This is a genomic window from Terriglobus albidus (assembly GCF_025685425.1).
In the GTDB taxonomy this organism is placed as follows: Bacteria; Acidobacteriota; Terriglobia; order Terriglobales; family Acidobacteriaceae; genus Terriglobus; species Terriglobus albidus.
The window spans coordinates 113809-126298 of sequence record NZ_JAGTAS010000052.1 but is presented as its reverse complement, the minus strand read 5'-3'; the positions used below and the strand labels follow the sequence as shown (position 1 = coordinate 126298).

The following is a 12490-nucleotide window of genomic DNA, read 5'->3' as shown; positions in this document are numbered from 1 at the left end:
GATTTACGGCTGTATCAAAAATTCGCCATTCTGCATGATCTGGGTTTCGCCATGTTCATCACCAAGCCAGATGTTGAAGTGCAGGCCCACGACATCAATATGCGTTGACGACCTCCATGGCGCACCGGTGTGCGCCCCGTATGGGTCGCCGAAGGCGATATGGATGCCGGGGAACTTCTCGTCCTGCAGGATGTTGCCGATCACTTTGGTGACGCCGATGTTGGTGCCGATAGCGAACTCGCCCACGCGGTCGGAGTTACCGTCGGTGTGGGTATAGGCCCAGAAGTCTTCTTCAAGCTGCTTGTTATCGCAGGCTACGCGGCGGATGCGGTTGCCCTCGATCCAGATCGTAAGCGGGGTGTGCTCCAGAATGCCGTAGCGGGCGCAGAGATAGTCGCCCACAACGCCGTCCACGACGAAGACACCGTTCACCTCTCCTGGCGCGGTAAAACACTCGCCGCCGGGCAGGTTGCCCCATTTCTCCCGCGAGATGATGCCGGAGGTCTTGAACCACTTGTACTCGGGCGAGAGCGCCACATGCAGGTCAGTGCCTGCCGGGGTTGTGGCGCGGACGTAAGTCGCCTTCTGCACGCGATCCAGTACAGCCTGGGAGAGCTCATCGACTGCCTGATAATCAGCGCGCATGCCCTGGGTCATGATCTCGGGGGTGATGTTCACCATGTGGGCATGGCGGATTCCCTGGCGGTTCACCACATCGGTCATTTGCATACGGCTGCGCAGCTCGTTCGGCTGCACTTCCACGGCGAAGATTGAGACCTGGGAGGTCTCCATATCATCCAGAACCGCCTGCGGCATGTTCGCCAGCGGCCGGGGCGCAAGTTGTTCCAAGATAAAGCCATTCCAGATACAACCCAGGTCCTCCAGCTCTGCCGCGATGGAGGCAGCGATGGAAAGGCACTTTTCATCGGTGATGAGAGTGACCTTTTCTTCCGGCTGTACACGCAGGCAGGTACGCACTGCGGAGCGGGCGCCAGGTGTGAACTCGGCGGGAAACGAGGTGGAGAGGAGGGGCTGCTGCTGTTGGGCCGTCTGCATCATGGCGTTACTCCAAGTTTAAGCCATTGTGAACGGCAGTGCAGTCCGGTGGAAAGAAGAACCCCGGCCGTAGCCGGGGTTCGTTTCCGGGTTTGGAACGCACGGCCATCAGGCGCGGTGCAGTTCGCTGGGAATGTAGAGCTCCGAGTGCAGTGAGGCATTGACAGCTCCCGGAGGAACATCCATGCACTTGACGAATGCCGTCTGGAACTTATCCATCTCCTCTTTGGTGCCGACGGTGACGCGAACGTAGGTCGGCATGGCAGACCAGGTACGGCCGATCGCGATCTTCTCCTTCATCATGAGCTGCTGGAAGTCCTTGCCAGGACGCTTGACATCGACCATGAACATGTTGGCCTGGGAGCCGGGAACTATCTTGTATCCCTTCTTGTCCAGGAACTCCAGCGTGGCTTCGCGGATGTCGGTGTTGATCTTGCGGCGCAGCGGAACCAACTCAGGATCACGGAGGCTGGCGCCCGCAGCGGCAGCAGCGAGCAGCGAAACTGAAGCCGTGTTGCGCAGGCTGACGTTGCCGCTCAGGGTTTCGAACTTCTCCAGCAGATCCGGGCGGGCGATGGCGAAGCCAGCACGGACACCAGCCATGCCGTAGATCTTCGAGAAGGTGCGCAGAACGATGACGTCCTTATCCGCGGCAACCTGATCGATGATCGACTCATGGGTGGAGAAGTGGTGATAGGCTTCGTCGACGATTACAACCGAGCCCTTGGGCTTGTTGTTGATCAGCCAGATGATGTCTTCCTTCGGCGTCATCGTGCCGGTCGGATTATTCGGGTTGACGATGTAAAAAGCGCCGGCGTTCGGATCGGCAGCCAGCATGGCTTTTACATCGTGCTCGTACTTGGCGTTGAGCGGAACCTGCTTCAGCGGAGCCTTTACTTTCATGGCAGCGCGAGAGCCCTGCTCATAGGAAGGATCGGCGGTGACCAGGCCTTTGCCGGGGCCGATGTTCGACATCAGCGCCATATCCAGCGGACCGCCGGAACCGGGATAGAGCTGAACATAACCGGGCTTCAGACCAAACTGCTCGGAGAGAGTCTTCACAACGCCGGGGCCAACACCGTACTTGTCATAACGGCCGCCGGTGGGGCCTGCCTGCGCGACGGCGGCAAGAGCAGAAGGAGCCGGTCCAAGCGGGTTCTCGTTCGAGGAGATCACGATGACATCCTTATCCATCATCGGACGCTCGCCCATACCGCGACGACCGGCAGCCTGGCCAGCTGCCTGCGCGAATGCGGTCTGCGAGAAGTTAGGAAGCGTGGCTGCGGCCGCAGCGCCAGCGCCAAACAGGCGCATGAAGTTGCGGCGAGAGACTGCGGAACTGACGTCGAAGATCGAGCTCATGGGTGTTTCCCTCACAAAAAAGACTGCAGGTTGGATACAGCGACACGACGGCGACTACAAGGATGATTGCGAATACACATCGGCGATAGCTTCGCCGGAGACTGCAAAAACTTGCTACAACCCAAAAGGGAACAAAAATGTAACGGAACTGTTGAGCAGAAGACTATAGGAACTGCTCATCTGAAGACAAATGTACGCCGGATTAAATCTTCTGAAAAGAGGAATGAACAGAAAATTTGATTGTCATTAATTCGTTACAAACCGGCCCTGGTCTCCGCTGCCATGTAGTCGACTACCGCACGCAGGCTCCCGGTCTGCCGATAGACGGCAAGCTGCCGGTCAGCGCCGGAACCCCGTTCCAGAATGTTATGGAGAGCTTCGACCGCAGCCCGCGAGCCTAACTCGTCCAGAACATCATCGACGAAGGCGAGGTACTCGCGGATCAGATCCCGCTCATGCACCTCAGCCTCCTTCCCGAAGTCGATCAGTTTTCCGTCAAGGCCGTATCGCACTGCGCGGAACTTGTTTTCCATCAGCAACGCGCGGCTGTACTGGCGGAAGTCCACATTGGCTTCATGCAGCTTGTAGAGTTTCGCAGCTGTCGCCTGGATCAGCGCGGCAATAGCGATTGACTCTTCCGCGCGCAGGGGAATGTCGCAGATGCGAACCTCAACGGTATTGAAGAAAGGATGCGGACGGATGTCCCACCAGATCTTCTTGGCGTTGTCGATGGTGTTGGTCTTGATCAGCAGGTTAACGTAGCTTTCGAACTCGGAGTAACTCGCGAAGCTGTCGGGAAGGTTGGTCCGGGGAAAGTTCTCGAAGACCTTCGCACGATAGCTCTTGTAGCCCGTCTCCATCCCCAGCCAGAATGGGGAGTTTGTACTCAGCGCCAGAATGTGCGGCAGAAAATACCGCATCGAATTCATGATGCGGATCGCGGCTTCACGGTCTTCAATGCCAACATGGACATGCAGGCCGAAGATCAGGTTGGCGCGGGCAACAAGCTGCAGGTCCTCTACGACGCGTTTATAGCGGTCATCCGGATAGATCTCCTGCACACGCCAGTCCGCAAAGGGGTGCGTAGCGCCGGCAACCAGCAGCAGGCCGTGTTCTTCGGCCAGCCGGACCATATTGCGCCGCAGATCGTAGAGGTCTTCGCGGGCCGCTTCAATATTGCGGCAGACGCGCGTGCCTACCTCGACGACAGACTGATGCATCTCGGCCTTTACACGCTCTTCCAGCCGGAGCCTGCCCTTGGCCAGCATCTCGGTGGCGATATGCGAGCGAAGATCCCGGCTTTCAGGATCGACAGTCTGATACTCCTCTTCAATGCCGAGCGAGAACGATGGGCGCATGGTGAGATGAAGGTATCAGGCCCCCGTCCGCTTGTCAGGCATTGGCCTCGGTGACAATGTTCCAGGTAAGTTTGTAGCCGCCCTCTTCAATCGTGTTCTTCGCGGCGGCCAAAAACTGCAGACCCAACTCGCTGGGAGCGAACTGGAACTGGATGTCGATCTCCAGCGGCAACCTGGCCGACGCCGGATAGAGCTCCTCCATCTGGCCGCCCTCGATAAAGCCGAGATAGGCGTTCAGTTTATCCTCCAGCACCTGCACGTGATCGAAGTCCACCTCCCAGTCCCAGTGGTCCTGAATAGTGAGCACGTAGGCTCCGTCGCTGGTGACGGAGACCTGATCTACTTTGTTCGGTTCATCAACCATATCTGTATTACTCTACGCCGGGCCCGAAGCCTGCATCGCCTCTACTTTTTCCTAGGCGTCCTCGGGGCCTTTGGAGCCTTAGGCGCTTTCTTTGAGGGCTTCTTCGCCGGCTTTTCCTCCGGTGCGCCGAGCAGGGCAGACCACTTCAGTTCCGGAGGCTTGCCGCTCAGCTTGGTCCGTGCAATCGCCAGGTCGGCGACGGCATTTACTATCCAGTCAAAATTCGCTTTGCCGACGGAGTGCAGGTCGGCATCGGGCGCCGGGTTCATGAAGTCGATCGCGTAAGGGATGCCATTCTCGCAGGCGAATTCGACCGTATTCAGGTCGTAGCCGAGCGCCTGGCAGAGGGTCAGGGCGTCTTTTTCAACGCGCTTCAACAGGGTTTTGGCCGGAGCCGGGCCGTCGTGTACATAACGCTCATGGTGCGGCCGCCGCGGATCGTACTGCATGACGCGAACCTTCTTCTGGCCTACGACGTAGCAGCGAAAGTACTCCGTGAAGTTCACGGCCGCCTGCAGTACCATGCACAGATCGCGGGTCTGGTCGTACGCATGGAAGAACTCTTCCGCGTTATGGACGTGGTAGACATCACGCCAGCCGCCGCCGTCGTGCGGCTTCAGGAAGGCGGGAAAGCCGACGTAGCTGAAGATAGTGTCCCAGTCGAGCGGATACTGCAGGTTGCGCATGGAGCGCTCCGTGGTGTTCGGAGGCAGTTGCTTGGAGGGCAAAAGCACCGTGCGCGGAACCGCAACCCCGGCCCGGGAGGCCAGGGCATAGTTGAAGAACTTGTCGTCCGCCGACCACCAGAAGGGGTTGTTGATGATCTGCGTTCCACGAAGAGCAGCATTCTTCAGGAAGCTGCGGTAGAAGGGAATGTCATGCGAGATTCGGTCGACGATGACGTCGTAGCCCGAAGCGGCACCCATCTCCACACCGCCAACCTGCACAAACTCTGCCCGGATGCCGTCGAGCCCGCGCGCATTGATGTTTTCCACCAGTGCGCCGGGGAAGGTGTTTTCCATGCCAAAGAGAACGCCGATCGTCTTCACAGTAGGGGGATCCTCCGTTCGCTTCAGGCTAGTGTAGTGCGGGTGTGTGAAAGAAGTTGCGGGGAGAACCATGAAAGTTCTCCCCGGCAATCTGTGGGTTAAGACGCAATGCGCGAAGCGACATCGGAATTCCAGTCGGCCGACTCTTCATGTTGTGCATAACGAGAGGCTCCGAAGCCCTTGTTTGCACAACCTCCGTTACAGTTGCGCGCATCCTACGGACCAGCCATTGTGTCGCGTCCCGCACACGCGAATGTATTGATGCAGTCCTGAACCTGACTGAGAGTCCATGAGCGAGAAGACCACCAACCAGAACCCCTGGCGAGAACGTGTTGCCGCGTTGCGCAACGTACCGATGGTGCTCACGATCATGTGGCGGTCCAGCCGGAAGGCCGTGATCTGGGGTGTGATTCTGCGCATCATCGTGGCCGTGTGCCCCTTTGCCGCCGCAAAGATTGTGCAGTACATCATCAATGACATCGCGGATACGTTGCGCGGCCGTTCGCTTGATCCGCGATTCTGGTATCTGGTCGCTGCCGAGATCGGTATCAATGTCGTGCTCGGTCTGATGATGCGGGCGATTGATTTCAGCGATGCTCTCCTGGCCAACAGCTATACCCACTACGCCTCAGTCAAGGTGATGGAGCAGGCGGCACGGCTGGACCTGACCACTTACGAAAATCCCATCTTCCACGACCGCCTGGAGCGCGCGCGAGTGCAGGCAACGGACCGCCTGGTGATGATTCAGCAGATCGGCCGGTTGCTACAGCAGATCATCACGACCATTGTCTTTTCCGCAGCCCTGGTGCTGGCATCGCCATGGCTGGTGTTGCTGATGCTGGTAGGGGTGCTGCCGTCGTTCCTTGGCGAGACTCACTTTGCGTTCCTGGGGTATGCGAAGAACTTCCGTCAGACACCAGCAAAGCGGCAGATGGACTACCTTCGCCAGGTGGCCGGCAGCCGCGACGGCGCCAAAGAAATCAAGCTCTTCGGTCTGAGTCACTACTTCACCAGTAAGTTTGACGAGCTGGCCCGTGGTATCCATGCCGAAGACACCGCCTTTGCGCGCCGCAAGCTTTTGATCGGCGGCCTGCTGAACGTGGTCAGTACGCTGGGCTATTACGGCGCCTACGTCTACGTCATCTGGAGGACAATCCAGGGCGAGTACAGCATCGGCTACTTCACCTTTCTCACGGCATCGATTCAGCAGGCCAACTCGAACCTGCAGCAGGTGTTCTCCACCGCCTCCGGCATCGCCGATCAGGCATTGTTCCTCACTGACCTGATCGAGTTCTTCCGCATGGAGCCGACCGTAAGGTCCGATCCGAAGGGATTGCCGGCGCCAAATCCCATCCGTCAGGGATTCGAGTTCCGTAATGTGTCGTTCACCTATCCCGGAACGAACCGTACGGTGCTCAAAAACTTCAGCTTCACGCTTCGCCCCGGGGAGCGTGTCGCTTTGATCGGAGAAAACGGGCAAGGAAAGACAACTATCGTCAAGCTCATCACGCGGCTGTATGACCCTACTGAGGGACAAATCCTTCTGGATGGCCGCGACCTGCGTGAGTACAAGCTGGAGGAGTTGCACCACGAGATCGGGGTTATCTTCCAGGACTTCATGAAGTACGAGATGACCGCGCGCGAAAACATTGGCGTCGGCCGTGTCGATCGGAAACTCGATGCGGGCGAGATCGAGTATGCGGCGCATAAGAGTCTCGCGGATACGGTGGTGGCGAAGCTGGAGCATGGCTATGACCAGCTTCTTGGCCGTCGCTTCGAGGGCGGTGTGGAGCTCTCGGGCGGCGAATGGCAGCGTATTGCGCTGGCGCGCGCCTATTTGCGAGATGCGCAGTTGTTGATTCTCGATGAGCCCACTGCGGCGCTTGATGCCCGCAGTGAACTCGAGGTCTTTGAACGCTTTGCTGAGTTGACGCAGGGAAAGATGGCACTGCTGATCTCGCACCGCTTCTCGACCGTCCGCATGGCAGATCGCATCGTAGTGTTGAGCGGCGGTCGTCTGATCGAAGAAGGAAATCACCAGAAGCTGATGGAATCCGGTGGGCTCTACGCCGAGATGTTTGAGATGCAAGCGGCAAGTTACCGCTAACGAGCGAAAGAAGGATGATGACAGAAGTTCAGGGCCATACAGAATTCGAGCACCTGCCTCTGACGGCTCCGGTTTTTGAGACCGAGGGTCTGCCGGAAAAGCCTTTCGTCAGCGATGAGGTGCTGCGCCAACGTGCGCAGTCATTGCTGGCAGCGTGGCGGCCAGTGAAACTGGGTCCTAAAGACGCGCCGGACGATCTGGGAGTGCGGCTGGAACGTGTGACTGCGCGTTTGAGCGAGATTCTGCGCCGGTGCGAGGCGGTGGTCGACCTTCGCAAACTCACGCCTCCGCTGGAGCTTCTGGAGAGCTCCCGCATGCTGCAGGCAGTGCTTACCGAGGCCGAGAGCAGTAAAAAGAATGTCCGCCGGCTTCCGCGCGTGACCGTTCCCGGAGATAGCGCTCTGCCTCGGGCTATGCGTGTCGCAGAAGAGTACCTGGATGCGGCTAAGGGCATCTGGTCGCCCGAATCCCTCCTCGTTTTTGTCTCGGTCATTCAAACCGAAGATCCCTTGCTGCTGCACGAGACCATTGCACTGCCGTTCTTCCTGCGTCTTGCACAGGTGGAGTTTCTGCTCGACCGCGCCGCTGAGGCGTTTACCGGCACCATGCCCTCGATTGAGAACTCACCTTTCTCTGCGCCGCTTCACTCACTGCGGCGTCTGCAGCAGTTTGAGTGGTCGCTGCTCACGCCGGACATGGTGGCCTTCTATCCCGTGCTTGCGCGTGATCCCTATGGCGTCTTTCTAGCGATGGATGAGGAGACCCGGTCCGGATATCTGCAACGTGTCGCCGCTTTGGCATGCCGTTCCGACTACAGTGAACTGCAGGTCGCCCACATTGCACTTGACCTTGCCCGGCAGGCGGAGATCAATCCTCCCGCCGATCAGCGTCTGGCGCGGCGCCTTGCACATGTGGGCTACTACCTCTTCGAAGAAGGGTTCCCGGAGCTGGCAAATCGCATCGGCTATCACCCCACATTAGTCGGTCGTATACGTGCCGCTTTGGCAGCAAACCGCGAAGAGGCCTATATCCTCAGTATCTTCGTCGTTTCTGTGCTGTCGATCGCGGCATTCATCGTTCCCCTGGTGCCGAACCACGCATTTCTGGCGGTTATGGGAACCCTGCTCCTTGCCCTGCTGCCGGCGACGCAGGGCGCGAGCGACCTGGTCAACAACACCATCACTGCCTTTATCCGGCCGCGCGCTCTACCCAAGCTTGACTACACCAAAGGCATTCCGGAAGATGCTGCAACCTTCATCGTAGTGCCGACGCTTCTGCTGAACGAGGAGCAGATCATCGATCTCTTCGATGAGCTTGAGGCGCGCTATCTCTCGAACACCGATCCAAACCTGTATTTCGGTCTGTTGACCGATCTGCCCGACTCCGAAATTCGTCCGCGTATGGAAGACCGCAACGAGCTTGTTGATCTTGCGGTGCGTATGACCGATCAGTTGAACGCACGCTACGCGAAGGATACAGGCGGAAGCTTCCTTCTGCTGCACCGGCATCGCGTCTTCAACGCCCGTCAGGGTGTATGGATGGGATGGGAGCGTAAGCGTGGAAAGCTGCTGGATCTGAATAAGCTGCTGCGGAGTGAGTTCGACAGCTTCCCGGTGAAGGCAGGGCCGGTCAGCGTGTTGAAGCGGGTACGCTACATCATCACGCTCGACTCCGATACGCAGCTTCCGCGCAACACGGCCGCACGGATGATCGGCACCATATCGCATCCGCTTAACCAGGCCATCATCGACCCGCGTCGCAGGATCGTCACGCGCGGCTACGGTATCCTGCAGCCTCGCGTCGGTGTCAGCGTAAAATCTGCCTCGCGTTCGAGGCTTGCATCGCTCTACTCCGGTGAGACCGGTTTCGATATCTATACACGTGCTGTAAGCGACGTCTATCAGGATCTCTTCGGTGAGGGCAGCTTCACGGGCAAAGGTATCTATGAGGCGTCGGTGCTGCATGAGGTGCTCGATCGCCGCTTCCCGCGTAACATGCTGCTCTCGCACGATCTGATTGAGGGCGCTTATGCTCGCGCCGGTCTGGTGACAGATATCGAGGTCATCGACGATTATCCGTCACACTATTCAGCGCATACACGCCGCAAGCATCGTTGGGTGCGCGGCGATTGGCAGATTCTGCAGTGGCTTTTCAATAGCGTTCCGGATGAGTCGGGCCGGATGGTCGAGAACCCCATCAGCATGATCTCGCAGTGGAAGATCTTCGATAACCTGCGCCGCAGTCTGGTGGAACCGATCACTTTTATCCTTCTGATCTGCGGCTGGCTTTTTCTGCCCGGAGGGGCTCGCTACTGGACCTTCGTCACCTTGATGCTGCTGCTCTTCCCGGTCTTTGTGCAGCTTGCCTTCAACATCGGCCGCGCCATGGCACGCCGTAACTCTGAGGCTGTGATCGAGAGCTTCCGCGCCTTCTGGTCCTCACTCGGATTTAATCTTCTGAACCTCGCGTTTCTGCCCCACCATGCATTGCTCTCCATCGACGCCATTATGCGTTCGCTGGTGCGGCGTTTTCTCACTGGACGAAAGTTGCTGGAATGGGAGACCGCCGCGCAGGCAGAGGCCGCTCGTACACGCAGCTCGCTGGATATCTATCTGCAGATCTCTCCAGCCATCGCCTTCGCCATCGGCGTCGTCATTGCGTTGCATCACTGGAAGGATCTCTTCGCCGCCGGGCCAATCCTGGTGCTGTGGGCCTTGACCTCGGCGATCACCGGTTGGCTCAATTCGCCGCCGCGGAAGCTGGATGCTCCTTTATCGGCAGAGGATCGCGAGTTTCTCGAGCGCCAGGCGCTGCTTACCTGGCGATACTATGCGGAGTTTGGGGATGAGCAGAACCAGTGGCTGATTCCAGACAATGTCACCGAAGAGAATCTGCACCAGACCCGCACGCTTTCGCCCACGAACCTTGGCATGCTCTTCAATGCCCGCCAGGCGGCGCTGCAGCTGGGCTTCCTTACCGTGCCGGAATTTACCCGCGCAACGTTGGGCACCATGGCCTCCTATGATCGCCTGGAGAAAGTAAATGGTCATATCTATAACTGGATCGATATCCCCACACTGCAGGCGATTCCACCATTCACCATCTCTTCTGTGGATAGCGGCAACCTGGCAGCCAGTCTTTACGCCCTTACCGGCGGTGTGCAGGATATTTTGAAGCGGCCGCTCCTTACGCAGACGATGTTTTCGGCGATCCGGAAGATGATGGGCCACGAAGGCTTCCCACCTTCTCCTTCCATCGCCGCACTGCGTGACAGTATTCGCTGGCTGATGGAACTTCCGAGCATCGAAGCCCAGGGAGAGTGGGTGCTTGCGGAGGCGGAGCGACGCCGCAAGCAGCTCATCGACTATGTGGAGCGTTACACTCCCTGGCTATTGCCGAAGTTCGAGTCGCTGTTTCACCTGACGGTCTTCGCCGATCCCGAAAATGAGATTGTTCCCGCGCTGCAGAATGCCGTGGACTATGTGCGCTCGCTCGACGAACGCCTGATGCACCTGGCGAATGCCGCCACCGGCGCGGACCGCGAACTCGCAATCGAGCTGCGAGTCCTGCTGCCGACGGCGATGGAGTCGCTTGGCGCCATGGTACACGAAGTGCAACACATCGCTAATCTCAGCGGCTGGCATGCCAATGCCATGCGCTTCGACTTCATGCTGGAGCCGCAGCGCCAGCTTCTTTCCATTGGATACGATGGAGCGCAGAAGGAGCTCTTCCCAGCTTGCTATGACCTCGTCGCCTCCGAGGCGCGCATCGCTACTTTTCTTGCCATCGCCAAGGGAGATATCCCGCAACGGGCGTGGTTCCGTCTGGGCCGCTCCCATGTGATCGTGGACGGCAAGGCTGCTTTGCTCTCGTGGACGGGCACGATGTTTGAATACCTGATGCCCGCGCTGTGGATGCGCCACTATCCCGATACCCTGATCACGCGGTCGATGGAGTCTGCGATTGCCATCCAGCAGCACCACGTCAAAGGCATGCCATGGGGAATCTCCGAGAGCGGCATGGCGACACGCGATCCCGACGGACGCTATCAGTATCAGGCGTGGGGCATCCCGGACCTGGCGCTGAAGTATGGCGCCGAAGATGGGCCGGTCATCTCGCCCTATTCCACCTTCCTGACATTGCCGTTTATCCGCAAGCAGGCGATTGCTAACCTGCGGTGGATGGCGCACATGGGCTGGGTCGGCGATTACGGATTCTATGAGGCTGCCGACTACCGGTTGAATCATAAACAACCGGAGCTGGTGCGGAGCTGGATGGCTCACCATCAGGGCATGTGTCTGCTCGCAGTGACCAACCTGCTTTGCGACAACATCTTTCAGCAGTGGTTCCACGCGAATGCCAAAGTGCGTGCCGCTGAGCTGCTGCTGCACGAGCGTCCGCTCAGCAAACCGGCCCTGCGGGAGCTCCAGCGCACGCAACCGCAACTTCACGCTGCTCCGGTGAAGGCTGTCGCTTGACGTCGAATACCGCACTCCTTTTCCCGGAATTGCTTGCACACGGCGCGACGGAGTGGTGCAATCAAGGAGATTGAAGAAGCTCTTCTCCATTCTGCTGCTGGTCGCCTTCGCCCTGCCCCTGGCCACGCCTCTGCTGGCCGCCATGCAGGACGATGATGCGCATCTGCCGCCGTGCTGCCGACGGCACGGCAAGCACCGCTGCTCTATGGGAATGATGGGCAAGCCGGGAATGATAGATAAGGCAGTGAGCGCAGCTATGGCCGAGATGGTCGCGGAAGACGCTCCCGGTCAGGATGCAGAGCCGCACCATCTGCATGTTGCCACACCGGTGGAGAAGTGCCCCTTCTGCCCGGCTTCGATCGATGCTCCGGCGCAGCCGATCGCGTCGCTTCCGTTCTTCGCCAGTCTTCCTCCGGTCCGCGCCTCGCGCGACCACATCTATGCCCAGCCTCTTTCGCAGCAGTTAGTGCTGCATACGCTCTCCGATTCGGAGCGCGGCCCGCCGGCTCTGCTTTTCTCCTGAAGCATTTTCCCTGTAGGTGTAGAGTAGGGCTTCGGTATCTATGGGCGTTTTCCGCAATGAAAACGCCGCTGCAATCCTCTTCCGGGATACCCAGCAACAGGAAAATGCTTTAACCAACGGTCCAAGAACGTCTCTGCTGTCGTTGTATGGCGCGTATTACTGTCTTTGTACGACGCGCTCTGCGGCAGCCCTA

The 12490-nt window shown here is 58.7% G+C and carries 8 protein-coding genes; 3 read left to right on the top strand and 5 right to left on the bottom strand.

Annotated features, from left to right (window positions below; all coding sequences use genetic code 11):
- Window positions 1-3: 3 nt before the first annotated feature.
- The 5 genes from OHL21_RS11770 to OHL21_RS11750 all read right to left on the bottom strand — a co-directional run bounded on the left by OHL21_RS11770 (window position 4) and on the right by OHL21_RS11750 (window position 5189).
- On the bottom strand, window positions 4-1059 hold the full coding sequence (locus OHL21_RS11770; RefSeq protein WP_263417466.1) for an aminopeptidase: 1056 nt from the start codon (window positions 1057-1059) through the stop codon (window positions 4-6).
- A gap of 105 nt (window positions 1060-1164) precedes the next feature.
- The gene (locus OHL21_RS11765) at window positions 1165-2418 is read right to left on the bottom strand and encodes a pyridoxal phosphate-dependent aminotransferase (protein ID WP_263417465.1); all 1254 of its coding nucleotides are present in this window, start codon (window positions 2416-2418) and stop codon (window positions 1165-1167) included.
- A 254-nt stretch (window positions 2419-2672) separates the two neighbouring features.
- Window positions 2673-3776, bottom strand: a complete 1104-nt coding sequence (locus tag OHL21_RS11760; protein ID WP_263417464.1) for a carboxylate-amine ligase — start codon at window positions 3774-3776, stop codon at window positions 2673-2675.
- A gap of 34 nt (window positions 3777-3810) precedes the next feature.
- Window positions 3811-4140, bottom strand: coding sequence for a DUF6572 domain-containing protein (locus OHL21_RS11755; protein ID WP_263417463.1), 330 nt, complete (start codon window positions 4138-4140; stop codon window positions 3811-3813).
- A 41-nt stretch (window positions 4141-4181) separates the two neighbouring features.
- Window positions 4182-5189, bottom strand: a complete 1008-nt coding sequence (locus tag OHL21_RS11750; RefSeq protein ID WP_263417462.1) for an ATP-grasp domain-containing protein — start codon at window positions 5187-5189, stop codon at window positions 4182-4184.
- 289 nt (window positions 5190-5478) lie between these two features.
- Here OHL21_RS11750 and OHL21_RS11745 point away from each other — a divergent pair, with 289 nt between their 5' ends.
- The 3 genes from OHL21_RS11745 (at window position 5479) to OHL21_RS11735 (ending at window position 12297) form a co-directional block, all read left to right on the top strand.
- Complete coding sequence (locus OHL21_RS11745) at window positions 5479-7296, top strand: ABC transporter ATP-binding protein (protein WP_263417461.1); 1818 nt, start codon at window positions 5479-5481, stop codon at window positions 7294-7296.
- A 14-nt stretch (window positions 7297-7310) separates the two neighbouring features.
- Window positions 7311-11774 carry a glucoamylase family protein gene (locus tag OHL21_RS11740; protein WP_263417460.1) on the top strand — a complete coding sequence of 1488 codons (4464 nt, stop codon included), beginning with the start codon at window positions 7311-7313 and terminating at the stop codon, window positions 11772-11774.
- A 70-nt stretch (window positions 11775-11844) separates the two neighbouring features.
- Complete coding sequence (locus OHL21_RS11735; RefSeq protein ID WP_263417459.1) at window positions 11845-12297, top strand: hypothetical protein; 453 nt, start codon at window positions 11845-11847, stop codon at window positions 12295-12297.
- Window positions 12298-12490 lie beyond the last annotated feature (193 nt).

Bases quoted from the DNA above. Each gene is read 5' to 3' on its own strand.
- OHL21_RS11740 (WP_263417460.1), top strand. From the start codon at position 7,311: ATGATGACAGAAGTTCAGGGCCATACAGAATTCGAGCACCTGCCTCTG.
- OHL21_RS11745 (WP_263417461.1), top strand. From the start codon at position 5,479: ATGAGCGAGAAGACCACCAACCAGAACCCCTGGCGAGAACGTGTTGCC.
- OHL21_RS11760 (WP_263417464.1), bottom strand. From the start codon at position 3,776: ATGCGCCCATCGTTCTCGCTCGGCATTGAAGAGGAGTATCAGACTGTC.
- OHL21_RS11770 (WP_263417466.1), bottom strand. From the start codon at position 1,059: ATGATGCAGACGGCCCAACAGCAGCAGCCCCTCCTCTCCACCTCGTTT.
- OHL21_RS11755 (WP_263417463.1), bottom strand. From the start codon at position 4,140: ATGGTTGATGAACCGAACAAAGTAGATCAGGTCTCCGTCACCAGCGAC.
- OHL21_RS11765 (WP_263417465.1), bottom strand. From the start codon at position 2,418: ATGAGCTCGATCTTCGACGTCAGTTCCGCAGTCTCTCGCCGCAACTTC.